The following is a 24,303-nucleotide window of genomic DNA, read 5'->3' on the forward strand; positions in this document are numbered from 1 at the left end:
GAGGGGAAGCAGTTTGACGTACGACACCATCATCGTAGGCGCCGGGTCCGCCGGCTGCGTGCTCGCCAACCGGCTCAGCGCCAGCGGTCAACGCGTGCTGTTGCTGGAAGCGGGTCCATCCGACTGGCATCCGCTTATCCACATGCCGGCAGGCATTGCGCGCCTGGCCAACAATCGTCGGCTCAACTGGAATTACCGCACGGAGCCCCAGGCGCAGTTGCATGGGCGCAGCCTGTGGTGGCCGCGTGGAAAGACGCTGGGCGGCTCCAGTTCCATCAATGCCATGTGCTACATCCGCGGCGTGCCCGGTGATTACGATCGCTGGGCGCAAGCCACGGGCGACGCACGCTGGTCATGGGCGCAGGTGTTGCCCTGGTTCCTGCGCAGCGAGGACAACACCCGCGGCGCCAGCACGCTGCATGGCAGCGGCGGTCCACTCGGCGTGAGCGATCTGCGCTACTGCAATCCGCTGTCCCAGCTGTTCATCGACAGTGCGGCGAGCGCAGGCTTTGCGCGCAACGACGACTTCAACGGATCGACGCAGGATGGCTTCGGCTTCTACCAGGTCACCCAGCGCAACGGGCAGCGCTGCTCCACCGCGGCTGCCTATCTGCGACCCGTGCGGGAACGTTCGAACCTGGAGGTGCGTACCGGTGCGCTGGTGGCGCGCGTGGTGATCGCCCAGGGCCGCGCTGTCGGCGTGCAGCTGCATGGCCATCGTGACGTCATCGAAGCGGGCGAAGTGATCCTGGCGGGCGGTGCGGTGAACACGCCGCAGCTGCTGATGCTGTCGGGCGTCGGGCCCGCCGATCACCTGCGCGACCACGGCATCGCCGTCCACGCCGACCACCCCGACGTGGGCGGCAACCTGCAGGATCACCTGGACATCTGCACGCTCGATGGCAGCACGCAGAAGATCACCTACGACCACCTCAACGAACTCGCCGCCGGCTGGCGCTTCCTGCGGCATCGCGATGGTCCGGGCACGTCCAACGTGGCCGAGGCCGGCGGATTCGTCCGCAGCCGCCTGGCAACCGACGAGCGCTGCGACCTGCAGTTCCATTTCGTTCCAGCGTTGCTCGACGATCACGGGAAGCACCGCCTGCCGGGCTACGGATACACGGTGCATGCGTGCTATCTGCACCCGCGTAGCCGCGGTCGTCTTCGATTGCGCTCGACCGATCCCGCCGAGCCCATCGCCATCCACGCCAACTACCTGGGTGACGAGGACGGCCACGACCTCAAGCGGATGATCGAAGGCGCACGCCTGTCGCGCGAACTGCTTTCCCAGGCGGCCTTCGATGCCTACCGCGGCAAACCCGTGTTTCCCGAACAGGCAATCAGCAGCGACGCCGAGTACACCGACTTCATCCGGCGCAAGGCAGAGACGATCTATCACCCCGTCGGCACCTGCCGCATGGGCAGCGACGCCCAGGCGCCGGTCGACAGCGAACTGCGTGTACGCGGCGTGGAAAATTTGCGCGTGGTGGATGCTTCGGTGATGCCCAGCCTGCCCAGCGGCAACACCAACGCGCCGGTGATCATGATTGCCGAGCGGGCCAGCGCGCTGATCCTGAATGAAACCCCAGCCCCGGTTGCGCTGTCACAGGCTTAACGTCCATCCGCCGTACGAACAGCGGATTTTCCCGCGCCCCTGCGCTACGCTCCGCCGGTCGTCATGGATGGACCGGCTCGCATTACTCAGGCCTGGCTCTTCCCGAGCTGTTTTCCCGCCCGCTTCTGGGGCGCCCAACGCACTCGAACCCCATGATGTTTCGCACGCTCCCCATGCTCATCGCCGCCGCACTCGCCCTGACCGGGTTGCCTGCTGCCGCGCGCGCGCCCGCGTCTCCCGCCGCAGCGCCGCCCGTAGCGCTGCAAGGCGTGCCCGCCGATCGCATGAAGGACACGCTGGCGTCCTATCAGCAGTGGCTCGCACGCGTGGACCAGCGCAACGTGGTCGCTGGCCTGGCCACTGCCGTGGTCGCCGACAACAAGGTCGTGTTCGAGGACACCATCGGCTATGCCGACGCCAGCACGCGCGAACCCGTCACGCCCGAAACAGTGTTTCGCCTGGCCTCGCTTTCCAAGGCGTTCGCCACCGCGCTCACCGGCGTGCTGGTGGATGAAGGCAAGCTATCGTGGGATACGAAGCTCGCCGCCGTGCTCCCGTTCTTCCATCTCAAGAGCGACAACGCGGCGCAGCAGGCCACGGTACGCGACATCCTTGGCCAACGCGTCGGCCTGCCCAAGAACACCTACGACAGCATGCTGGAAGAGAACGTGCCCTACGAAGAGCTGGTGCGCCGGCTCGACGAGGTCACCCTCACCTGCGACGTGGGGCAGTGCTATGGCTACCAGAACATCGCCTTCAGCCTGATCGGCGATGTGGTCTATGCGCAGACGGGCGACTTCTTCACGCGCCAGGTCGACAAGAACATTTTCTTCCCGCTGGGCATGAAGACCGCCAGCTACGGACGCGAAGGACTGGAGGCGAGCAAGAGCTGGGCGCGCCCGCATCGTCCCGGCAGCAACGGCTGGATTCCGTTTGAACCCAAGGAAGCCTATTACCGCGTGGCGCCGGCGGCCGGTGTCAACGCGAGCCTCAAGGACATGGAGCAGTGGTTGATCGCCCAGATGGGTGGCCGTCCAGACGTCTTGCCGGCCTCCCTGCTGACCACGCTGCACACGCCTGAGGTAGCCACCCCCATCGAGATGCATTCGGCGCCCTGGCGCCGTGCACGCCTGGAGGATGCCTCGTATGCGCTGGGCTGGCGCGTGTTCGACTACGAAGGCGAAACGATGATCTTCCATGCCGGCGCCGTGGAGGGCTACCGCACCATGATCGGTTTCCTGCCGAAGTACCACGTCGGCCTGGTGATGATGTGGAACTCCGCCGACCCGCTGCCCGCCGGCCTGCTGCCGATGGTGTTCGACAGCCTGCTCGGCCTGCCCCACGTGGACTGGGCCGGCATCGAAAGCGATGCACCGCCGGTCACAGCGCCCAAGGGAAAGCCACACCGGAAAGGCAGGAACGCGGCGACGGCGCGCAACAGCGGCGGCTGACCACCCTGCATCCGTTCCCATGAAAAAAGCGCCGCATGTTTCCATGCGGCGCTTTTTTAGTTGGTGGCCTTCCGCAGCTACGCGGAAGGCCGTACGTCAGTTGAGCTTGAACACGATGCGGCGCTTGTCCTGCGAAGGCACCGGGTTGCCATCCTGCGTCGCCGGCTGGAATTTCCAGCGGCTCACGGCTTCGGTCGCAGCGCGATCGAACACGTGTCGCGGCTCGGCATCCACCACCTTCACATCGTCCACCGTGCCTTCCGGCGTGATGGTAAAGGTCACTTCCACCCAGCCTTCCTGGTTGGCGCGCACGGCCGTGGTCGGGTAACGCGGCGGCACGTTGCGCAGGAGCACCGCCGGATGGGTGCCTGCAGCGTTTGCCGTCGACGCATTGCCAGTGCTCGCCGTGTTGGTGGCAGCCTGCTGGCGAGCGGCTTCCGTCGCCTGTTGCTGCTGGGCTGCGCGGGCCTGCGCCGCACGCTGGTCAGCCTGCGCCTTCTGCTGTGCTTCCGCGGCGACGCGGTCTGCATCGGCCTTGTCAGCCGCCGCCTTCTGCGCGGCTACCTGTTGCTGCGCCTGCCTCTCCTTGTCCGATGCCAGCTGCTGTTCGCGATCCTGCAGCTTGCGTTGGGCATCGAGCTTGGAACGCAGGATGGTCAGCGTGTAGTTGGCGGGGTCGGCTTTCGCCAGCAGATCGATCTGGCGCTGTGCTTCGTTGAAGTCGCGCTGGTTGATCGCCTGCTCGGCCACGCTGGCACCCACCGGGAAGGTTTCACGCAGTGCGTCGGTGGCCACCTGGTTACCGGGCTGCTTCTCCAGCACTTCCAGGTAGAACTCGAAGGCGTTGTTGCCGGCCGGCGCCAGCAGGCGCTGCTCGTTCACGGCCTTGCGCGCTTCGGCGAGCAGCTGGTTCATGCTCATCGCGGCCACGTTGACCGGCGGCGGCGGTGCTTTTTCCGCACCTGCCTTTACCGGCGTGGACGGATGCGATCCGGCCTCGGAGTCGACCAGATCCTGGTGCGGCTTGATGATGAGGAACCACGACGCTGCGGCAAGAACGGCAACGACAGCAATGATGGCGATGGCGGCGGGCCGAATGGCCCCATGCGCGTGACGACGCGCATGATGTGTGTTTCGGGTACCCATGAGCTCTCTTCCCCCTGTGCATCCATGATGCGTCCACCCTCCCCGGGCGGCCGCGGCGCGGATGGGAGAAAGGTAACCGTAATGCAGCACTACGGCAAATCACTCAACGTGTCGGAGACGAACCGCACACCGCGCAGTGTCAGCCCACACACTCAATCGCTGACGCAGGGCCGTCGACGGTAGGAAATTTTCTTACTCCAAAATTTCCGAACCCCGGAAACGAAGCGTCCCGGCAAGGGCCGGGACGAATCGCTCTTTCGAAGGACTCTCCCCACGCTGGGCACCGCGGGGAGAAAAGTCGTTCTTGCTTCTTATTAAGAGTAAAGCAGTAAAGCTTACTTAGCCTTGGCAGCCTTGGCAGCCTTGGCCTTGGGAGCCTTAGCAGCCTTGGTCGCCTTGACGACCTTGGCAGCAGCAGCCTTCTTCACGGTGCGCTTCTTAGCAGCCTTCTTCGCAACCTTCTTGGTCGCGACCTTCTTCACGGCAGCCTTCTTGGCAGCAGCCGGGCGCTTCTTAGCAACAGCCTTCTTGGCAACCTTCTTGGCGGCAGCCTTCTTGGCGGCCGGCTTGCGGGCGACCGGCTTCTTGGCAGCGGTCTTCTTAGCCGCGGTCTTCTTCACGGCGGCTTTCTTGGTCGCCTTCTTGGCGGCCTTCTTTGCAGTGGCTTTCTTGGCAGTGGCCATAGTTCGTCTCAGCTCCTCATCAGTTGGCAGTGGTTGCCCAGTAAAAGCGTGTAGGAACGCCTCAACCAGCAGATCGCTGTTCGTGGCGTGCCGAAGATTGTTCACCTGACGACGGGTGCGTTCGTCAGACAGAGGCCTCAGGATGTGCAAGGGAATCGAGACCGTGATCTTGCGTACTGCGCCGGCCTTTTCTCCGTGCTCGACATAAGGCTTGATGAATTTCGATGTTGCCATGGCACCCGTTCTCCGTGTTCCGATGCGAAAGCTATTCCTGAAGATTTCAGCTGTCAATTGATTTTAACCATGAAATCAATCCGTTTCATCCACCCTGGGGAGGGTCCAAACCCCCGTCACACAAGGCCTTTCAGGGGTTTTTGTGCATTTTCATTTGGACGTCCATACGCCCAGAATGAAATGCCTTTTCCATTATCTCGATAGCAATAAAACCGCTTAAAACAAGGTGTTTTGGTTTTATTAGCCAAAAATTTCCGTTCATCCGCGTCTCACAAGGCCAGACACATCAATGACATGCGGAGGGGTGGCCGGACGCAGCCTCCAGGATGAACGAAACACGACTGAATTTATTTTTTCGGGACACCCGCCCGAACGACCGCTTCGGCCCTCCCCGACGACCGTCGAAGGCATCGAAGCGGGTCCGATCGCCGTACCGAGGTCGATGCGGAAGAACCTTCCGCTGGCCATCCATCCGCCTGGATGGCGAATGAGGGAACACGAAAAACGTCGCCGCGTTCACCCCTGCGTTCGCCCTGTCGAAAGACGAAAATCGCCTGGACGTCACTCAAAAAAGACGCCGGCCGCTGCGGGCGGCCGGCGTCGGGTAAAGCAAGCGGCAAATGCTTAGTGGTCTTCGTTCTCGACCAGGTCGGCATAGGCATCAGCGTCGAGCAGCTCGTTGAGCTCGCCGCGGTCGCTGGCACGAACCAGGAAGATCCAGCCATCGCCGAAGGCGTCTTCGTTGATGGTTTCGGGCTTGTCGTTCAACGTTTCGTTGACGGCAACGATCTCGCCGGACACCGGGCTGTAGATGTCGGAAGCGGCCTTGACCGATTCGACCACGGCCACGCCGTGACCCGCCTGCACGCTCGCGCCGATCTCCGGCAGTTCGACGTAAACCAGGTCACCGAGCTGGCCCTGGGCATGGTCGGAGATGCCCACGCGAACCAGGCCATCGTCTTCGACGCGGGCCCACTCGTGGGACTTGAGGAATTTCAGATCGCCGGGAATCTCGCTCATGATCAGATCCAGTCGTTGATGTGGGTCGTGGATGGAGCGGCAATTCTATCCGCTTCAAAGGATGGGCAACACGGGCCTCGCCCGCGTGCGATGAAAGCTGAGGTCAGATGCCTTCGCAGGGCTGGCCGTCGCGCACGAAGGGATATTTGACCAGGCGCACGGGCACTTCCTTGCCGCGGATATCCACGCGCACGTCGCCCGCCTCGCCGGTGGGAATGCGTGCAAACGCCACGGCCTTGCCAAGGGTCGGCGCGAAGCTGCCGGAAAGGATTTCGCCGTTGCCGTTCGCGGTCAGCACGACCTGGCCGTGACGCAGCACGCCCTTGTCGTCGAGCACCAGGCCGACCATCACGCGCTTTACACCTTCCGCCTTCTGCGCCTCGAGCGCCTTGCGGCCGATGAAGTCACGGCCTTCGTCGAGTGCGATGGTCCAGCCGAGGTTGGCTTCCCACGGTGACACCGTGTCGTCCATGTCCTGGCCGTAGAGATTCATGCCCGCTTCCAGGCGCAGCGTGTCGCGCGCGCCCAGGCCGGCCGGCGCAACGCCCGCATCGGCGAGTGCCTGCCACAGCGCCACGGCGTGTTCCTGCGGCACGATGATTTCGAAACCGTCTTCACCCGTGTAGCCCGTGCGCGCCACGAACAGCGGCATGCCATGCGGGCCCTGCGCAGCGGCGGCGGCGAACTTGCCGAGCTTCTTGATGCGCTCGTGATCAACCTCGGCCAGCAGGCCGATGACCTTGCTGCGGGCGTTGGGACCCTGCACGGCGATCATGGCGAAGTCGGGACGCTCCTTCACCTCGACACCGAAGGCCTTGGCCTGCTTTTCGATCCACGCAAGGTCTTTCTCGCGGGTGGCGGCATTCACCACCAGGCGGAAGAACTCTTCGCCCAGGAAGTAGACGATCAGGTCGTCGATGACGCCGCCCTGCTCGTTGAGCATGCACGAGTACAGCGCCTTGCCCTGCACCTTCAGCTTGTCGACGCTGTTGGCGAGCAGGTGGCGCAGGAATTCGCGCGTGCGGGCGCCGTGCAGGTCCACCACGGTCATGTGCGACACGTCGAACATGCCGGCGTCGCGGCGAACGACATGGTGTTCCTCGATCTGCGAGCCGTAGTTGATCGGCATGTCCCAGCCGCCGAAATCGACCATGCGCGCGCCGAGCGCACGATGGGTTTCATTGAGTACGGTCTTCTCGGTCATCGCAGTGGTGCCTTGGGGAAAGGACCATTATCGCCGGCCGCGCCGATACATTCCAAGCCAAGCGGAATGCGCACTTACCGTGCGTTGGCGTATCGCAACAGCATCGTGCGGCGCAGCATGTGCGAGGCGAGCGGGCTGTCTTGTCGCAAGGACGAATGCGCCGCCCCATGCTACCGGAGCGGCGCCTGATCGCCCGCGGTGAACGTTTAGTGCCTGGAGTCCGTCTGCCCCGAAAGGAGCTGTTCCACCACTTGTTCGGCCAACTGCTCGGGACGCAGGCCCGAGGTGCGCAGGCGCAGCTCGGCGTCATCGGGTACTTCGTAAGGTGAATCGATGCCGGTGAAGGTGAGGATTTCACCCGCGCGCGCCTTGCGGTAAAGACCCTTTGGATCGCGCCGTTCGCACTCTTCCAGCGTCGTATCCACGAACACCTCGACGAACTCGCCCTGGCCAAACAGGCTGCGGGCGAAGCGGCGTTCGCTCTGGAAGGGCGAGATGACGCATACCAGCACGATCAGGCCGGCATCGACCATCAGGTGGGCAACCTCGGCGACGCGACGCACGTTCTCCACGCGAGCCTCGGGCGTGAAGCCCAGATCTTTATTGAGGCCGTGCCGCAGGTTGTCCCCGTCCAGCATATAGGTGTGATAACCGAGCGAATGCAGGCGGCGCTCGACGAGGTTGGCGATGGTCGACTTGCCCGCGCCGGAAAGACCGGTGAACCACAGGCAGCGCGGCTGCTGGCCCTTGCTGACGCTGCGCGCGTCCTTGTTGAGGTCAGTGTGCTGCCAGTGCACGTTGGTGGCACGACGCAGCGCGAAATCGAGCATGCCGCAACCGACCGTGGCATTCGTGGTGCGATCGATCAGGATGAATGCACCCAGCGTGCGGTTGGCCTCGTATGACTCGAACGCAATGGCATGGTCGAGATCGATGTTGCAGTAACCCACCTCGTTGAGGTCGAGGCGGCGGGCCGCCAGCTCGGCCTGGGTATTCACATCCACCTTGTGCTTGATCGAGGTGACGCGCGCATTCACCGTGCGCGACCCGATCTTCAGCCAGTAGGCGCGATTCGGCAGCAGGGGTTCATCGCCCATCCACAGGATGTGCGCGGCGAACTGATCGGCCACCGGCGCGGGACGCAGTGCGTCGGCGATCACGTCGCCTCGGCTCACGTCGATCTCGCGATCCAGCGTCAGCGTCACCGCCTGCCCGACCGTCGCCTCCTGGAGATCACCGTCCGCCGTCACGATGCGCTCGACCCGCGCCCGGCGCATGGCGGGTTGCACCACCACTTCCGCGCCCACCGCGAGCTTGCCGCCGCAGATCGTGCCTGCGTAACCGCGGAACGATGCATCCGGTCGGTTCACCCACTGGACCGGCATCCGGAAATCCACACCCTGCGCGACGGCAGTGTCGGCCGCCTCCAGCAGCTCCACCAGCGTGGGGCCCTGGTACCAGGGCATGCGCGTCGACGGCTTGCCTACGTTGTCGCCCGTGGGCGCCACCACCGGCAGGCAGTGCACCGTGGTGATGCCCAGCTGCACGGCGAGTTCACGGTACTCATGGGCGATGGCTGCGTAGATGTCCTCGCGGCAATCGACCAGGTCCATCTTGTTCACCGCCAGCACCACCTGGCGGATGCCCATGAGGGCGCAGATGTAACTGTGCCGGCGCGTCTGCGGCAGCAGGCCCTTGCGCGCATCCACCAGCACCACCGCCAGCTGCGCCGTGGAGGCGCCCGTGGCCATGTTGCGGGTGTACTGCTCGTGCCCGGGGCAGTCCGCCACGATGAAGCTGCGTCGCGACGTATGGAAGTAGCGGTATGCCACGTCGATGGTGATGCCCTGCTGGCGCTCGGCGTCGAGGCCATCGGTGAGCAGGGAGAAATCCAGTGCGTCCGGCGCATCGGCATGCAGCTTGCGGCTGTCGCGTGCCAGGGCGGCGAGCTGGTCTTCAGGCACCATGCCGGCGTCGTAGAGCAGGCGACCCAGCAAGGTGCTCTTGCCGTCGTCGACGCTGCCACAGGTAATGAAGCGAAGCAGGTTGGTCTCTTCCGAGACGGTCGGGATGACGTCCACGGCGGCCATCAGAAGTAGCCCTCCTGCTTCTTGCGCTCCATCGAGGCATTGCCGTCGTTGTCGATCACCCGGCCTTGTCGCTCGGAACTGCGCGATGCAGCCATCTCGTCGATGATCTTGTCCAGCGTGTCCGCCGTGGATTCCACCGCACCCGTGAGCGGGTAGCAGCCCAGCGTGCGGAAACGCACGTCGCGCATTTCCACCTTTTCACCCTCACGCAAGGTGAAGCGCTCGTCGTCGACCATGATCAGGGCGCCCTCGCGCTCCACCACCGGACGCGGCTTGGCGAAATACAGCGGCACCACCGGAATGCCTTCGCGGCGGATGTAGTGCCACACGTCCATTTCCGTCCAGTTGGACAGCGGGAACACGCGCACGCTCTCGCCCTTCTGGATCTGCGTGTTGAAGGTGTGCCACAGCTCCGGTCGTTGCTGCTTTGGGTCCCAGCGATGCTGCGCGTTGCGGAACGAGAACACGCGCTCCTTGGCGCGGGACTTCTCCTCGTCACGACGGGCGCCGCCAATGGCGGCATCGAAAGCGTACTTGTCCAGCGCCTGCTTCAGCGCCACGGTCTTCATCACGTCGGTGTGCACGGCCGAGCCATGCGTGAGCGGCGAGATGCCCTGGCGCACGCCGTCTTCGTTGATGTGGACCAGCACCTCGACGTCGCCATCGGCCGCCACCTGCTCGCGGAACGCGATCATCTCGCGGAATTTCCAGGTGGTATCCACGTGCAGCAGCGGCATCGGCGGCCGCGCCGGATAGAACGCCTTGCGCAGCAGATGCAGCAGGACGGAGGAATCCTTGCCGATGGAATACAGCATCACCGGGCGCTCGAACGCCGCGGCGGTTTCACGAAAAATGTGGATGCTCTCGGCTTCGAGGGCGTCCAGATGGGACATGGAAGTCATGCTTGGTGCCACTGGTTTCAGGTGTGCCGGGTGCCTGGAAGCACGCGGTCGATGGATCAATCTAGCGGAAAATCGCGGCCCGGACAGCGCCACGGGCCGCAGAGCGTAAGGAAACGCTTCAGGTCGCCCACCGATGACTCACCATCATTTCGTCACCTGAGCCACGTAAGACTCCACTACTATCCCGCCCCATGAGCACATCGATGGCGACAGGAAGCGCACAACTCGATGCCACGGCCCAGCCCCCACGCCTGCGCGTGGCTGGCGACTGGACGTTGCCTCACTACGCTGCGCTGGAGCGCGTGGTCAACGGCCTGAAGAGCCGGCTGGACAGCCAGACACCCATCGACCTGAGCGCACTTGGCGCGCTGGACACCGCTGGCGCGGCGCTGCTGGCGGGCTTGCTCGGCGCAGCGCGACTGGGCGACCTGGCCACGGATGACCCCACCCTGCCGCCGGCACAGCGCGCCCTGCTGCAGACCGTCGGCAAGGCCATGGCCGGCCATGTGCAACCGAAGGTCTCGCCCCGCCACAACAGCGTGACCGACGTGCTCGCGCGCATCGGCGCCGCGATGGAACACATCTGGCACCAGCAGATACAGCTGCTGGGTTTTGTCGGCCTGACGCTGCAGACGCTGGCGCAGACCGTCTGGCGCCCCCGCCGCTGGCGCGTCACCTCGCTGGTGGCGCACATGGAGGAAACCGGCCTGGATGCGGTGCCCATCGTGGTGCTGCTCACCTTCATGGTCGGCGCGGTGGGGGCCTTCCTCGGCTCGACCGTGTTGGCCGATTTCGGCGCCACCATCTACACGGTGGACCTGGTCGCGTTGTCCTTCCTGCGCGAATTCGCCGTGCTGCGTACCGCCATCCTGCTGGCCGGCCGCACCGCCAGCGCGGTCACGGCGCAAATCGGCTCGATGAAGGCGAACGAGGAAATCGACGCCATTCGTGCATTGGGCCTCGACCCGATGGAATTGCTGGTGCTGCCGCGCGTGCTCGCCATGCTCGCCTCGATGCCCATGCTCACCTTTCTCGCCATGATCGCCGGCCTGATCGGCGGCGGCCTGGTGTGTGCGCTGGTGCTGGGCATCCCGCCGGTGATGTTCATCAATCTGGTCAAGACGGATATCGGCGTACGCCACTTTCTGGTCGGCATTGCCAAGGCGCCCGTGTTCGCTTTCCTCATCGCGGTCATCGGATGCCTGGAAGGCTTCAAGGTCACCGGCAGCGCCGAATCGGTGGGTGAACACACCACTTCGAGCGTGGTGCAGTCGATCTTCGTGGTGATCCTGCTCGATGCCGTCGCCGCGCTGTTCTATATGGAGATGGGCTGGTGAACGCCGTGGCCAAGCCGCAACCGGCAACCAATGTCATCGAGGTTCGCGACCTCGTGAACCGCTTCGGCACGCAGACGGTGCACGAGCATCTGGATCTGGACGTGCACCGCGGCGAAATCCTGGGCGTGGTCGGTGGATCGGGCACGGGCAAATCCGTGCTCCTGCGCAGCATCGTGGGATTGCAGCGCCCCACGTCGGGACAGGTCCGCGTCTTCGGCCAGGATCTGCTCGCCCTGCCACCCGAACAACGCTCGCGCCTGGAGCGCCGCTTCGGCGTGCTGTTCCAGAACGGCGCGCTGTTCTCCTCGCTCAACGTGGTGGAGAACGTGGCGATGCCGCTGATCGAGCATGCCGGCCTCTCGCGTTCGGATGCGCAGCAGCTGGGCAGCGTGAAGCTCGCGCTTGCCGGATTGCCGGTGGGCACCGAAGCCAAATATCCCTCCGAACTTTCCGGCGGCATGGTCAAGCGCGCGGCGCTGGCCCGCGCGCTGTCGCTCGATCCGGAAATCCTTTTCCTGGACGAACCCACCGCCGGCCTCGACCCCATCGGCGCAGCGGCGTTCGACCAGTTGATCCTGACCCTGCGCGACGCCCTGGGCCTGACGGTTTTCCTCGTCACGCACGACCTGGACACGCTTTACACCATCTGCGATCGCGTGGCCGTGCTCTCGCAGAAGAAGGTGCTGGTGGTAGGCCCGCTCGACGAGGTAGCCGAATACCCCGATCCGTGGGTGCAAGCCTATTTCCACGGCCCGCGCGGTCGTGCCGCCGAAGAAGCGCACGAGCGCGATTCATCCCCCGAGGTGCAGTGACATGGAAACGCGTGCCCATCACGTACTCATAGGCCTGTTCACGGTGATCGTGGTCGGTGCCGCCCTGCTGTTCGCGCTGTGGCTGGCCAAGTCCAGCTCGGATCGCCAGTTCGCCGAATACCAGGTGGTGTTCAACGAAGCGGTGAGCGGGCTCTCCCAGGGCAGCGCCGTGCAATACAACGGCATCAAGGTCGGCGACGTGGTCCAGCTGAAGCTCGATCCGCAGGATCCGCGCAAGGTGCTGGCCCGCATTCGCGTGGGCGGCGACACGCCAGTGAAGCAGGACACGCATGCCAAGCTCACCCTGACCGGCGTGACCGGCCTCTCCATCATCCAGCTCAGCGGCGGCTCGCCGGCAAGCCCCGCACTGGAATCGAAGGATGGCCAGCTGCCGGTGATCGTGGCCGATCCCTCGCCACTCAGTCGCATCCTTGCCAACGGCGAAGACCTGGTCACCAACATCAACGAAGTGGTGGCCAAGGCCAACATGTTGCTGTCCACCGAAAACACGGAGCACATCAGCCGCACGCTGGAGCATCTGGATCAGGCAACGGGCGCCATTGCCGGCGAGCGCGACGACATCCGCCAGCTGCTGCAGCAACTGGCGCTGGCCAGCAAGCAGGCCAACGAAACGCTGGCCAAGACCGATCAGCTCATCAGCAGCGCCAACGGTCTTGTCGACAACCAGGGGCGCGCCACGCTGGACAGCGCGCGCAATGCAATGGCCTCGCTTGAACGCTCCACCGCGGATATCGACCGCATGCTCAGCGACAACCGCGCCGCCATCAACGGCGGCCTGCAGGGCTTCAGCGAACTGGGGCCGGCCGTGCGCGAACTGCGCGACGCCGCCGGTTCGCTGCGCGGCATCTCGCGACGTCTCGACGACAACCCGGCGGGCTTTCTGCTCGGCCGCGAACGCAGCAAGGAGTTTGAGCCATGAGGTTGCCCATTCGTCTCTCCGCCGTCGTGGCACTCGCGCTGCTCGGCGCCTGCTCGGTGCTGCCCAAGTCGGAGCCTCAGGACATCTATCGCCTGCCCGAAACACCACTGCCGCGTGACAGCGCGTCGGCGGTGGCGTGGTCGCTGCGCGTGGACTCGCCCAACGCCGAACGCATGATCGACAGCTCACGCATCACCGTGCTTCCGCAGGGCGACACCGTGACCGTCTACAAGGGCGCGCGCTGGACCGATTCGGCGACCACGCTGCTGCGCAACCGCCTGGTCGATGCATTCCGCGACAACGGCCGTATCGCTGCCATCAGCACCGACGACAGCAGCCTGCAGGCGGATTACTCGCTGTCCGGCGACCTGCGCGCGTTCCAGTCGGTCTATGAGAACGGGCAGCCCGTGGTGGTGATCCGCTACGACGCGCGGCTGGTGCGCAACAACGGGCTGGCAATCGTGGCAACCAAACGCTTCGACATTTCACAGCCGGTATCGGGAACGGCCGTGCCGCAGGTGGTGACGGCCTTTGGGCAGGCATCCGATGCACTCGCTGCACAGGTGGTGGCGTGGACGTTGCAGCAGCCGCTGGAGGGGCGGGAAGCGGCGAGGCATTGAGTGATGCGGGGGCGGCACAAGTCATGGGCGTGCAGGCACGGTGCCGGCTCCTTCACGCGAACTTGCTCATTGCTTTGGCTTCGTCAACACCTCCGCGAGCCCACTGCCTGCCCTCCCTAACCGTCTATATTCCCTAACCGTCTACATTCCCTCACCGTCATTCCGGCGAAGGCCGGAATCCAGTGACTTTGTTCTGGACTGCATGAAAGTCTCTGGATTCCGGCCTTCGCCGGAATGACGGTGAGGGGACATGAGGCCGCACTACGAAAATCCAGCGCCATGGCATCGCCAGACGAGGGAAAGCGAGACCTTGCCTTGAAAGCTCTGCGCCCTCGCCTCTCGAAAACCTACCACCTCGCCGCATCCACCCAACGAAACGTCAAATTGAGCCGAGGCCCAACCGCCGACGACGTCTTCGGTAGATCGTGCACATAAAGCCGCTGCGTATCGCCCGCCATGCGCAGCAGACTGCCGTGACCCAGCTCGATACCCATCACATCATGGCGCGCCGCACCCGCGCGTGGCTTCAGCCGAAAACGCCGCACGGCACCCAGGCTCAGCGATGCAATCACCGGCTGCTTGCCCAGCTCCGGCTCGTTGTCACTGTGCCAACCCATCGAATCACGTCCGTCGCGATAGAGATTGGCCAGCACGCTGTTGAAGCGCGCATCACAGGCAATCGCCACGCGGTCACGCAGTGCGGCCAGCGCGGGCGTCCACGGATGCGGTTCAAAGCGCGTGCGTGAATACACGTAGCTGGCTTCCGCATCACCGATCCAGCAACTCAGACGGGGCGAATCCACCTCGCGGCCAAAGACGCGGATGCGGTGGACTTCCCAGGGAATAGACGCCCGCAGCTCGGCAAGCAAAACGTCGGCTTCGTCGCCGTCGAGCCATTGCGGCCACAGCGACAGCTCACCGCCGGGCAACCGCAACGGCTGCCAGCCGGCGGAGGTCTGATCGAACAGTCCCACGCGGCGCCTTGTCAGCGAATGGCCGGGAATGCCGGTTCGACGTCGAGGGTCGCCGCACACACCGAGGCCAGTTCGAGCAACCGCAGGTCCGAACCGCGCGCACCCACCAGTTGCAGACCAATCGGCATGCCGTCCGGCAGGTAACCCATGGGAATGTTCACCGCAGGGCATCCCGCCAGGCTGGCAAAACTGGTGAGGTCGGCCTGCGAATCGGGCACCGGGCCATCGAGCGGGAACGCACCCTGCGGCGTGGTCGGCAGCACGAGAACGTCGATCTGCGCGAACAGGCGCCGCATCTTGAGCGTGGCGGCATCGAGCACGCGGTCGGCGCACGCGTAATCCGCCGCGCTCTTGCCGGCGGCATAGCTGAGCAAACGGCGGAAATGTTCCGACACGCGATGGTCGGTATCGGCCAGGTCCTTGGCGAACGTGCCCAGCATTTCCGCTTCCATCAGCAACAGGCCGGCGCGACGCGTGCGCGCGAAATCCCAGTCGGCGAAATCGACCGTGCGACGCTCGCCCAACTCGCGCGGCCACTTGGCCAACGCGGCTTCGAACACGGCAATGACATCCGGATGCACACCCACGGCGGAAAGGTCGGGCAGGAAGCCTGCGCGCAGTCGGCCCGGTTCCCAGTCCGGCGGCGACAACGCCACGCGACGGCGACGCGAGCGCGCATCGTCGGCGTCGTAGCCGGCCAACACCTGCAACAGCACGGTGAGGTCATCGGCACTGCGTGCGATCAGGCCCACGGTGTCCAGGCGCCGTGCCGCGGGCACCATGCCGCGGGCGGATATCTCTCCATGCGTCGGCTTGAGCGCATAGACGCCGCAATAGCTCGCCGGGATGCGAATGGAACCCAGGCTGTCCGAACCCACCGCCGCCACGGCCAGGCCCGCAGCCACGGCCGCCGCCGCACCACCCGATGAACCACCCGCCGTGTAGCCATGGCGCAGCGGGTTGTGCGTTGCACCGTAATGCGGGTTGTCGGTGACCGCGCCCAGCGCGCCTTCATCCATGTTGGTCTTGCCCACCAGCACCGCGCCGGAGGCACGCAGGCGCGATACCACATGGGCGTCATCCGTCACCGGTTTGCGCCGCCCCGCCAGGCCCGCACCGGTGGGCCAGCCGGCCACGTCGAAGTTGTCCTTCAAGGCGATGGGAATGCCGTCGAGCCGGCCGATCACGCCATCGCGTCGCCGATGCTGCGCTGCAAGAGCCTGCTCCTGCAGCATCGCCGAACTCAGGCTGACATAGGCGTTGATTTCGGGGTTGAGGCGTTCGATGGCCTCCAGGTACGTCTCGGCCAGCGCCTGTGGCTGGACGCGCTCCACCGCCAGCCAGTGCAACAGCTGGCACATGGTGGCGCGACGCAGATCGAGTTCGCTGATCGGAGGTTGCGCATTCATGCTTTTTTTCTTCCCTGGTTCGCTCTGGGAGGGATTATCACTACTGCACATGAAGGCTTTGCAAGGATTTGGCCACCGTTGCCCCCGGTGGCCTGAACCCGGACAATGCCGGTTTGTCCGTTCCATACGTCAGGGAACGGTATCGTGCCGCCCTAGCCCGTTGGAGTCCGCCGTGAGCGACCGCGAAATCATGGAATACGACGTCGTCGTCGTTGGCGCTGGCCCGTCCGGGCTCGCGTTCGCCATCCGCTTGAAGCAACTGCAGCCGGACACCAGCGTCTGCGTGATTGAAAAGGCATCGACCATCGGTGCGCAGATCCTGTCGGGCGCGGTGATCGAACCGCAGCCACTGGACGCGTTGCTGCCGGGTTGGCGTGACAATCCGCCGCCCATCTGCGTGCCCGCCACGGAAGACGAATTCTGGCTGCTCAGCAAAACCGGCGCACGCAAGCTGCCGGTGCCGCCGGGCATGAACAACCACGGCAACTTCATCGTGTCGCTGGGCGCCATGTGCGCGTGGCTGGCACCGCAGGCCGAAGCGCTGGGCGTGGACGTGTTTCCGGGCTTCGCCGCCGCCGACACCATCTACAACGAGGACGGTTCCGTCGCCGGCGTGCGCATTGGCGACATGGGCGTGGCGAAGGACGGTTCGCACAAGGCCGGCTACACGCAGGGCATCGACATCAAGGCCAAGGTCACCGTGCTGGCCGAAGGCGCGCGCGGCAGCCTGACCAAGCAGCTCATCAAGCGCTTCAAGCTGGATGCGAACAGCGACCCGCAGGGCTACTCCATCGGTATCAAGGAACTGTGGCAGGTGCCGGCAGGTCGTGCGCAGGCAGGCAAGATCGTGCACAGCTTCGGCTGGCCGGCCGACAGCCATACCTACGGCGGCAGCTTCCTCTATCACCTGGACAAGGACCGCATTGCGCTGGGCTACGTCAGCGGCCTCGACTACAGCGATCCGAACTACCAGCCGTGGGAAGCTTTCCAACAGTGGAAGAACCATCCGTCGGTGAAGTCGCTGCTCGAAGGCGGCACCATTCTCTCGGCGGGCGCGCGCGCCATCGTCACGGGCGGTTACCAGTCGTTGCCCAAGGTTGAAATGCCCGGCGCCTTGCTCATCGGCGATACCGCCGGCCTGCTCAACGTGCCGAAGATCAAGGGCACGCACCAGGCCATCAAGAGCGGCATGCTCGCCGCCGAGCACCTGGTCGCCAACTCGCTCAATGCCGCAGGGTTCGACGCCAAGCTGCGCGCCTCCGACGTGATGGCGGAGCTGAAGACTGTCCGCAACGTCAAGCCCGGTTTCAAGAAGGGTTTGTGGTTCGGCATGGTCAACGCGGCCTGGGAAACCCTCACGGGCGGCGCCTCGCCGTGGACGCTGAAGAACAAGGCGGACTTCTCCTCGCTGCACAAGCTCGGCGAATGCGAAGAACCCAAGCGCGACTACGTGCAGCCGCGCGAATTGCCGCCGCGTGACCGCCTGGCGGGCGTGTATTTCGCCGCCACCGAGCACGACGAAGACCAGCCCATTCACCTGCACGTGGCCGACACCGACGTGTGCGTCACCAAGTGCACCGTCGAATACGGCAACCCGTGCACACGCTTCTGCCCGGCCGGCGTCTACGAAATCGTGGATGAAACCAAGCCCGACGGCAGCAGCGGCAAGCGCCTGCAGATCAACGCCGCCAACTGCGTGCACTGCAAGACCTGCGACATCAAGGACCCGTACCAGATCATCAACTGGGTCACCCCGGAAGGTGGCTCGGGCCCGAATTACCAGAACCTCTGATGTGAGGGCACTGCGCTGTCCGCCCGACTCACCTGGCGCTTCAAACGCCTGAATTACGCCCTGCAGCGATTTCGCGGCAGCGTGGCGCTGCGCGGTTGGCGCGGCACGCTGGCGCGCGTTCGACAGGAATTCGAACGGCGTCCGACGTTCGACGACGCCTTGCACGTCGAACCGCTGGATGTGCCGTTCGAGCCCTTCGCGTTGCCGACATCGGCGAAACCGCTGGTCTCGGTCGTCATCCCCATCCACGGCAAGATCGCGTACACGCTGGCGTGCCTGCGTTCGCTGACGCGCCACGCGCCGCATGCGCCATTCGAAGTCATTGTGGTCGACGACGCGTCGCCGGACGATTCGGTCGAACGTCTTGGCCAGGTGGAAGGCCTGCGGTTGCTGCGCAATGCGCACAACCTGGGCTTCGTCGGCAGTTGCAATGCCGGCGCGGCGGCAGCGCAAGGCGAATTCCTGCTGTTCCTCAACAACGACACGCAGGTCATGCCGAACTGGCTCGATGGGCTGCTGTGTACGTTCGGCGACCGCAGCGATTGCGGCATCGCGGGCAGCCGTCTCGTGTATCCGGACGGACGGCTGCAAGAAGCGGGCGGCCTGGTGTTTGCCGACGGCGCCTGCTGGACATCCGGGCGTTTCGAGCAGCGCGACGCGCCGGCATGGCGCTTTCGTCGCGAGGTCGATTACGTCAGCGGTGCATCGCTGATGATCCGCCGCGACGTGTTCGATCGCGTGGGCGGTTTCGACATGCGCTACGCACCGGCCTACTACGAAGACACGGACCTTGCGTTTTCCGTGCGCGCCCAGGGCTTCAAGGTCTATTACGAGCCATCGAGCACGGTCATCCACTGCGAAGGGATCAGCGCGGGCACCGACCTGAGCAGTGGCATGAAACGCCACCAGGTGGTGAATCAGGCTACGTTTGCCGCGAAATGGGCCGACGCGCTGGAGCAGCAACCGCCGGTGGGCACCTCGCTGCTGCGTGCGCTGCGCTGGCGTCGCAAGGGGCGCATCCTGGTCGTCGACAGCATGACGCCCGAGCCGACTCGCGACTCGGGTTCGCTGCGCCTGAGCGCCATCCTGCGGCTGCTCGACGAACAAGGTTGGGCCGTGTCGTTCCTGCCCGATGACGGGCGCGCCAGCGATGAGGAAATCCGTGCGCTCGGCGCACTTGGCACGGAAGTGCTGTGCCGCCCGTGGATCTCCGATCTCCCGCACTGGTTGCGCGCACACGGCCACGAACTGCGTGCCGTCATGTTGTGCCGCCATACCGTCGCCGGCCAGTACGCATCACTGGTACGCAAGCACGCCCCCAAGGCGCGCCTGCTGTTCGACACGGTGGACCTGCACTTCCTGCGCGAACAGCGCGCCGCCGAACTCAGCGGCAACGCCAGCATGGCGCGCCAGGCACTGGCATCGCGCAAAAGCGAACTCGCCCTGATCGAGCAATGCGATGTGACGTTTGTGGTGAGCCCGCACGAGCAGGCTTTGCTTGCGGCGGAACTTCCTCACGCAAAGGTCGAGCTGCTGTCCAACATCCACGAGGTATTCGGCTGTCACCGCCCTTATCTAGGTCGCCGCGACCTGGTGTTCATCGGTGGCTACGGGCATCCGCCCAATGTCGATGCCATCCGCTGGATCGCAGCGGAGATACTCCCGGCTCTGCGTGCACATTTGAAGGACATCCAGGTGCATGTCGTCGGCGATATTCCGGAGGCAGCACGCAATGAGTTGTCTTCCCCCGGCCTGGTTTTCCACGGTCGCGTCCCTGATCTTGCGCCCATCATGGAGCGCACCTTGGCGTCGATAGCGCCATTGCGATTCGGTGCCGGTGTGAAGGGCAAGATCAACATGGCCATGAGCCACGGCTTGCCGGTAGTCGCCACAGGCACTGCCGTAGAGGGCATGCAGCTGAAGCCTGGCGTCGACGTACTGGTGGCGGAAGATCCGGCAGCCTTTACTGAAGCAGTGGTACGCCTTGGGTCAGACGAAGCCCTGTGGACTACGCTTTCCCGGAACAGCCTGCACAACGTGGATCGGCATTTCTCGCCCCGGGCTGCTGCCGACACCCTCCGCCGCGTGCTCGATTGACCAGCCACCCTGCAACCGGGACCATGCCCGGGTCGTCCGGGTAACGTACATGTCCTACTTCAATATCGCGAAACGCCAGTTGTTTCATTTGCTGCGCACGGGCTTCCGCCTGGTGCCCATGCCGGTGGCGACGCGTGACCGCTGGCGGCAGCGTTTCCTTGATCGTTACGCGGGACTGGTACCGTCCGGTCCGCGTGGTCGTGCGCCCGTCGCCAGCGCGCGGCGTCCGCTGCTAAGGGCGACAGGTCACGCCATCGGTTACGTGCACCGCCGCGAAGAACCGCTTCCCCCGTCGCTCCCCGCCACGCTGGTGACGTTCTATCTCCCGCAATTTCATCCCATTCCCGAGAATGATGCCTGGTGGGGTGAAGGCTTTACGGAGTGGCGCAACGTGACGCGAGCGCTGCCTCAATTCGAAGGCCATGCGCAGCCACGTTTGCCGGGAGATCTGGGGTTCTACGATCTGCGCCAACCCGACGCGATGCGCCGCCAGATGCAATTGGCGCGCGAGTACGGCATCGGCGCGTTCTGTACGTATTTTTATTGGTTCGCGGGCAAGACACTCCTTGAGACGCCGTTGCGCCAATGGCTTTCCAGGCCTGAACTCGATCTGCCGATCTGCCTTTGCTGGGCGAACGAAAACTGGTCGCGACGCTGGGACGGTCGCGCCGAAGATGTGCTCATCGGACAGCAACACAGTGCCGAAGACGATCTGGCATTCATCGCCCATGTTGCTACCTACTTGAAGGACCCGCGTTATCTCAAGGTCGATGGCAAGCCGATGTTGCTGGTCTATCGCCCGGGTCTTCTTCCTTCACCCAGGGAGACAGCCGCTCGCTGGCGCACCTGGTGCCACGATCACGGTATTGGCGATATCCATCTGGCGTACGTGCAGAGTTTCGACCGTGTCGATCCGGCAAGCATCGGCTTCGATGCGGCCGTGGAGTTTCCTCCCAACAACACAACCCTTGCCCCCATCACTGCCAACCAGCAGCTGATCAATCCCGACTTCGCCGGCGACGTGCTCGACTGGCGCGAACTCGCACGCGATGCCATGAAGGCTGCTTCTCCGGCATATCGGTTGTATCCCGGTGTGAACCCCGGCTGGGACAACGAGCCGAGACGCAGCGGGCGTGGCCGCGTTCTCGCACATGCTTCGCCACGCGGTTATCGCGACTGGCTCCGCCATGCCGTAGACGTGGCAAAGGTGCGTTCGCCTGGCGCTCCCATGGTTTTCATCAACGCGTGGAACGAGTGGGCTGAAGGCGCGGTGCTGGAGCCCGACATGCGCCTTGGCTACGCATGGCTGGACGCGACCCGTGCGGCGCTGCTGCCTTCGCGCGAAGGCACCGACAAGCGTCCATGCGTGGTTGTACACGCTTGGTACGTCGATGTGCTCGATGAAATCGTTGCGCAGCTGCAGGCCAATACGATGGACTGGCGCATCATCATCACCACGTCGCCCGAGCGCGAGCGCGACGTTCGCGCTCGCCTGGCGTCACTTGGGGTCGAGGCGGAAGTCGATGTCTTCGAGAACCGCGGCCGAGACATCCTGCCCTTCCTTCACGTCGCCGATCGACTGCTCAACGAGGGTGTCGATGTCGTGCTCAAGCTGCACACCAAACGTTCAGTGCATCGCGACGACGGAGCGCAATGGCGCAAGGAACTGCTGAATCATTTGGCAGCACCCGATCGAGCCTCCCGCATCCTGGAAGCGTTCGCCGCCGACCCGCACCTTGGCCTGGTGATGCCTGAGGGGCATTCGCAGCCGCTGAACCATTTCTGGGGTGCCAACGAGGGCAATGTGCGAGCGCTTTGCGTGCGCCTCGGACTTCCCCAACCTGCACCGGACGGTCAGTTCATTGCGGGAAGCATGTTCTGGGTCCGACTGGCGGCCCTGCGCCCCCTGCTCGATGCCCACATGGAACCCTGGGAATTCGAGCAGGAGTCCGGCCAGATCGATGGCACGACGGCCCACGCCCTGGAACGCATCGTCCGCGTGGCCATATCGGCGGCCGGTTTCGAGGCCGAGGATGCCGCCCGCCTCTGCGGCCAGTCCTCGCACACCTCGCAAACTCCCTATCCATACGCTCGCCGCACCAGCTAAGCCACTGAGCTGACAGAAGTTACGGCACGTATTCATACAAATGTTTGAAGCCGGGTAGAATGGTCTTTTCTGCCCGCGCAGCGGCTTATTGGTGAAGGACCCGCAGATGAAGATTCTTGTCGGCTACAAGCGTGTCGTGGACTACAACGTCCGCATCCAGGTGAAGCCCGATGGCACGGGCGTGGTGACGGACGGCGTGAAGCTTTCCGCCAACCCGTTCGATGACATCGCCCTCGAAGAAGCGCTGCGTCTGCGCGAGAAGGGCGTGGCGGAAGAAGTGGTGGTCGTGGGCATCGGCCCGGCCGACCTCACCGCTCACCTGCGCAACGGCCTGGCCATGGGCGCCAACCGCGCCATCCACGTGGTGACCACCGACGCCGTGCAGCCGCTGACCGCCGCCCGCGTGTTCCAGAAGCTGATCGAGAAGGAACAGCCGGGCCTGGTGATCCTGGGCAAGCAGGCCATCGACGACGACGCCAACCAGACCGGCCAGATGCTGGCCGCACTGTGGGACCGCCCGCAGGCCACCTTCGCCAGCAAGGTCGAGATTGCCGATGGCAAGGTCACCGTGACGCGCGAAGTGGACGCCGGCCTGGAAGTGATCGAGGCGGAACTGCCCGCCGTCATCACCACGGACCTGCGCCTCAACGAGCCGCGCTTCATCAAGCTGCCGGACATCATGAAGGCCAAGTCCAAGCCCATCGATTCGATCGAATTCGGCTCGCTGGGCGTGGAAGCCAACGACCATCTGAAGACCACGCACTACGCCGCGCCCGCCAAGCGCAGCAAGGGCGTGATGGTGAAGGATGCGGCCGAACTGGTCGCCGCGCTCAAGCAAAAAGGCCTGCTTTGAGCAGCCCTGGAGATAACGACATGTCCAAGATCCTCGTCATCGCCGAACATCTCAACGGCAAGCTCAATTCCTCCACGGCGCGCGCCGTAAGCGCCGCTGCAGCCATCAAGCCGGATGCGATCGACGTGCTGGTGCTGGCCGACAACGCCGACGCCATTGCCGCCGACGCCGCCAAGATCGACGGCGTGAGCCGCGTACTCACCATCGCCCGCGCCGAGAACGCGCACCCGCTCGCTGCCGTGCTGGCCCCGCAGATCGCCAAGGCCTCCGCCGGTTACAGCCACGTGTTCGCGCCCTCCACCACGTTCGGCAAGGACGTACTGCCGCGCGTGGCCGCCCTGCTGGGTGTCGCGCAGGTCAGTGACGTGATGAGCGTGGAAGGCAGCCACACCTTCAAGCGCCCGATCTACGCCGGCAACGCCATCATCACGGTGGAAGCCGACGCAGGCAGCACCGTCGTTGCCACCATCCGCACCGCCTCGTGGGCCGCAGCAGCTACCGGCGCCAACAACGCGCCGGTCGAAACGCTGAGCGTCGACGTCACCCTGCCGACGCACACGCGCTTCGTCGAACTGCAATCGGGCAAGAGCGACCGCCCGGACCTGCAGAGCGCCAGCAAGGTGGTCTCCGGCGGCCGTGGCGTGGGTTCGAAGGAAAACTTCGAGATCATCTACAAGTTCGCCGACAAGATCGGTGCCGCCGTGGGTGCCTCGCGCGCCGCCGTCGACGCCGGCTACGTGCCGAGCGACCTGCAGGTGGGCCAGACCGGCAAGATCATCGCGCCGGAGCTGTACATGGCTATCGGCATCTCCGGTGCCATCCAGCACCTCACCGGCATCAAGGACGCCGGCACCATCGTCGCCATCAACAAGGACGGCGAAGCGCCGATCTTCGAGATCGCTGATATCGGCCTGGTGGGCGATCTGTTCAAGATCCTCCCGGAGCTCGAGCAGGCGCTGGGCTGATATAGGAGCTGCGTGACGGCGGAAAGCCCCCGCCGTCACGTTTTTGAAGTCG

Annotated in this window: 19 protein-coding genes; 11 read left to right on the plus strand and 8 right to left on the minus strand. The window is 64.6% G+C overall.

Annotation, left to right across the window (positions count from 1 at the left end; genetic code table 11):
• Positions 1 to 13: 13 nt before the first annotated feature.
• Together DK366_RS03955 and DK366_RS03960 are read left to right on the plus strand one after the other, a co-directional pair.
• Entirely contained in the window at positions 14 to 1,615 is a 1,602-nt protein-coding gene (locus DK366_RS03955) for a choline dehydrogenase (RefSeq protein WP_232820890.1), read from the plus strand.
• A 152-nt stretch (positions 1,616 to 1,767) separates the two neighbouring features.
• A complete protein-coding gene (locus DK366_RS03960; RefSeq protein ID WP_109124204.1) occupies positions 1,768 to 3,066 on the plus strand; it encodes a serine hydrolase domain-containing protein in 1,299 nt (432 codons plus the stop codon).
• 96 nt (positions 3,067 to 3,162) lie between these two features.
• Here the strand turns inward: DK366_RS03960 and DK366_RS03965 are convergent, their stop codons facing one another.
• From DK366_RS03965 to cysD, 6 genes are all read right to left on the minus strand, one after another.
• Positions 3,163 to 4,212 carry an energy transducer TonB gene (locus DK366_RS03965; RefSeq protein WP_109124205.1) on the minus strand — a complete coding sequence of 350 codons (1,050 nt, stop codon included), beginning with the start codon at positions 4,210 to 4,212 and terminating at the stop codon, positions 3,163 to 3,165.
• 335 nt (positions 4,213 to 4,547) lie between these two features.
• Positions 4,548 to 5,129 carry a met regulon transcriptional regulator MetJ gene (gene metJ, locus DK366_RS21675; protein ID WP_109124206.1) on the minus strand — a complete coding sequence of 194 codons (582 nt, stop codon included), beginning with the start codon at positions 5,127 to 5,129 and terminating at the stop codon, positions 4,548 to 4,550.
• A gap of 624 nt (positions 5,130 to 5,753) precedes the next feature.
• Complete coding sequence (gene gcvH, locus DK366_RS03975) at positions 5,754 to 6,149, minus strand: glycine cleavage system protein GcvH (RefSeq protein ID WP_109124207.1); 396 nt, start codon at positions 6,147 to 6,149, stop codon at positions 5,754 to 5,756.
• 103 nt (positions 6,150 to 6,252) lie between these two features.
• Positions 6,253 to 7,353 (minus strand): glycine cleavage system aminomethyltransferase GcvT, encoded by a 1,101-nt coding sequence (gene gcvT / locus DK366_RS03980; protein WP_109124208.1) that lies wholly within the window; start codon positions 7,351 to 7,353, stop codon positions 6,253 to 6,255.
• A gap of 206 nt (positions 7,354 to 7,559) precedes the next feature.
• A complete protein-coding gene (cysN, locus tag DK366_RS03985) occupies positions 7,560 to 9,443 on the minus strand; it encodes a sulfate adenylyltransferase subunit CysN (protein ID WP_109124209.1) in 1,884 nt (627 codons plus the stop codon).
• A complete protein-coding gene (gene cysD / locus DK366_RS03990; protein WP_109124210.1) occupies positions 9,443 to 10,345 on the minus strand; it encodes a sulfate adenylyltransferase subunit CysD in 903 nt (300 codons plus the stop codon). Before cysD ends, cysN begins: the two co-directional genes overlap by 1 nt.
• A gap of 203 nt (positions 10,346 to 10,548) precedes the next feature.
• Between cysD and DK366_RS03995 the strand changes: the two genes are divergently transcribed.
• From DK366_RS03995 to DK366_RS04010, 4 genes are read left to right on the plus strand one after another with little or no spacing between them, the layout of a single operon-like run.
• Complete coding sequence (locus DK366_RS03995) at positions 10,549 to 11,682, plus strand: ABC transporter permease (protein ID WP_198651407.1); 1,134 nt, start codon at positions 10,549 to 10,551, stop codon at positions 11,680 to 11,682.
• Positions 11,679 to 12,494: an ABC transporter ATP-binding protein gene (locus tag DK366_RS04000; protein WP_255412549.1), complete on the plus strand. Its 816-nt coding sequence runs from the start codon at positions 11,679 to 11,681 to the stop codon at positions 12,492 to 12,494. The genes DK366_RS03995 and DK366_RS04000 overlap by 4 nt, the downstream gene beginning before the upstream one ends.
• A gap of 1 nt (position 12,495) precedes the next feature.
• Entirely contained in the window at positions 12,496 to 13,434 is a 939-nt protein-coding gene (locus DK366_RS04005; RefSeq protein ID WP_109124212.1) for an MlaD family protein, read from the plus strand.
• Positions 13,431 to 14,054 (plus strand): ABC-type transport auxiliary lipoprotein family protein, encoded by a 624-nt coding sequence (locus DK366_RS04010; protein ID WP_109124213.1) that lies wholly within the window; start codon positions 13,431 to 13,433, stop codon positions 14,052 to 14,054. Before DK366_RS04005 ends, DK366_RS04010 begins: the two co-directional genes overlap by 4 nt.
• A gap of 347 nt (positions 14,055 to 14,401) precedes the next feature.
• Here DK366_RS04010 and DK366_RS04015 read toward each other — a convergent pair whose 3' ends face one another.
• Both DK366_RS04015 and DK366_RS04020 read right to left on the minus strand, forming a co-directional pair.
• Positions 14,402 to 15,028: an alpha-ketoglutarate-dependent dioxygenase AlkB gene (locus tag DK366_RS04015; RefSeq protein ID WP_109124214.1), complete on the minus strand. Its 627-nt coding sequence runs from the start codon at positions 15,026 to 15,028 to the stop codon at positions 14,402 to 14,404.
• Between the two features lie 11 nt (positions 15,029 to 15,039).
• Positions 15,040 to 16,437: an amidase gene (locus DK366_RS04020; protein ID WP_109124215.1), complete on the minus strand. Its 1,398-nt coding sequence runs from the start codon at positions 16,435 to 16,437 to the stop codon at positions 15,040 to 15,042.
• Positions 16,438 to 16,609: 172 nt separating this feature from the next.
• Between DK366_RS04020 and DK366_RS04025 the strand changes: the two genes are divergently transcribed.
• The 5 genes from DK366_RS04025 (at position 16,610) to DK366_RS04045 (ending at position 24,251) form a co-directional block, all read left to right on the plus strand.
• Positions 16,610 to 18,229, plus strand: coding sequence for an electron transfer flavoprotein-ubiquinone oxidoreductase (locus DK366_RS04025; RefSeq protein WP_109124289.1), 1,620 nt, complete (start codon positions 16,610 to 16,612; stop codon positions 18,227 to 18,229).
• Between the two features lie 81 nt (positions 18,230 to 18,310).
• Positions 18,311 to 20,326 carry a glycosyltransferase gene (locus tag DK366_RS04030; RefSeq protein WP_232820891.1) on the plus strand — a complete coding sequence of 672 codons (2,016 nt, stop codon included), beginning with the start codon at positions 18,311 to 18,313 and terminating at the stop codon, positions 20,324 to 20,326.
• Positions 20,327 to 20,375: 49 nt separating this feature from the next.
• Entirely contained in the window at positions 20,376 to 22,433 is a 2,058-nt protein-coding gene (locus DK366_RS04035) for a glycoside hydrolase family 99-like domain-containing protein (RefSeq protein ID WP_109124216.1), read from the plus strand.
• Between the two features lie 106 nt (positions 22,434 to 22,539).
• A complete protein-coding gene (locus DK366_RS04040) occupies positions 22,540 to 23,286 on the plus strand; it encodes an electron transfer flavoprotein subunit beta/FixA family protein (protein WP_109124217.1) in 747 nt (248 codons plus the stop codon).
• Between the two features lie 20 nt (positions 23,287 to 23,306).
• Positions 23,307 to 24,251 carry an FAD-binding protein gene (locus DK366_RS04045; protein WP_109124218.1) on the plus strand — a complete coding sequence of 315 codons (945 nt, stop codon included), beginning with the start codon at positions 23,307 to 23,309 and terminating at the stop codon, positions 24,249 to 24,251.
• Positions 24,252 to 24,303 lie beyond the last annotated feature (52 nt).

Origin of the sequence: Dyella sp. C11 (assembly GCF_003121485.1) — a bacterium.
GTDB lineage: Bacteria > Pseudomonadota > Gammaproteobacteria > Xanthomonadales > Rhodanobacteraceae > Dyella.

Excerpts from the sequence above, each read along its gene's own strand:
- DK366_RS03960 (WP_109124204.1), top strand. The coding sequence starts at position 1,768 with ATGATGTTTCGCACGCTCCCCATGCTCATCGCCGCCGCACTCGCCCTG.
- DK366_RS03965 (WP_109124205.1), bottom strand. The coding sequence starts at position 4,212 with ATGGGTACCCGAAACACACATCATGCGCGTCGTCACGCGCATGGGGCC.
- metJ (WP_109124206.1), bottom strand. The coding sequence starts at position 5,129 with ATGGCAACATCGAAATTCATCAAGCCTTATGTCGAGCACGGAGAAAAG.
- gcvH (WP_109124207.1), bottom strand. The coding sequence starts at position 6,149 with ATGAGCGAGATTCCCGGCGATCTGAAATTCCTCAAGTCCCACGAGTGG.
- gcvT (WP_109124208.1), bottom strand. The coding sequence starts at position 7,353 with ATGACCGAGAAGACCGTACTCAATGAAACCCATCGTGCGCTCGGCGCG.
- cysN (WP_109124209.1), bottom strand. The coding sequence starts at position 9,443 with ATGGCCGCCGTGGACGTCATCCCGACCGTCTCGGAAGAGACCAACCTG.
- cysD (WP_109124210.1), bottom strand. The coding sequence starts at position 10,345 with ATGACTTCCATGTCCCATCTGGACGCCCTCGAAGCCGAGAGCATCCAC.
- DK366_RS03995 (WP_198651407.1), top strand. The coding sequence starts at position 10,549 with ATGGCGACAGGAAGCGCACAACTCGATGCCACGGCCCAGCCCCCACGC.
- DK366_RS04005 (WP_109124212.1), top strand. The coding sequence starts at position 12,496 with ATGGAAACGCGTGCCCATCACGTACTCATAGGCCTGTTCACGGTGATC.
- DK366_RS04010 (WP_109124213.1), top strand. The coding sequence starts at position 13,431 with ATGAGGTTGCCCATTCGTCTCTCCGCCGTCGTGGCACTCGCGCTGCTC.
- DK366_RS04020 (WP_109124215.1), bottom strand. The coding sequence starts at position 16,437 with ATGAATGCGCAACCTCCGATCAGCGAACTCGATCTGCGTCGCGCCACC.
- DK366_RS04035 (WP_109124216.1), top strand. The coding sequence starts at position 20,376 with ATGTCCTACTTCAATATCGCGAAACGCCAGTTGTTTCATTTGCTGCGC.
- DK366_RS04040 (WP_109124217.1), top strand. The coding sequence starts at position 22,540 with ATGAAGATTCTTGTCGGCTACAAGCGTGTCGTGGACTACAACGTCCGC.
- DK366_RS04045 (WP_109124218.1), top strand. The coding sequence starts at position 23,307 with ATGTCCAAGATCCTCGTCATCGCCGAACATCTCAACGGCAAGCTCAAT.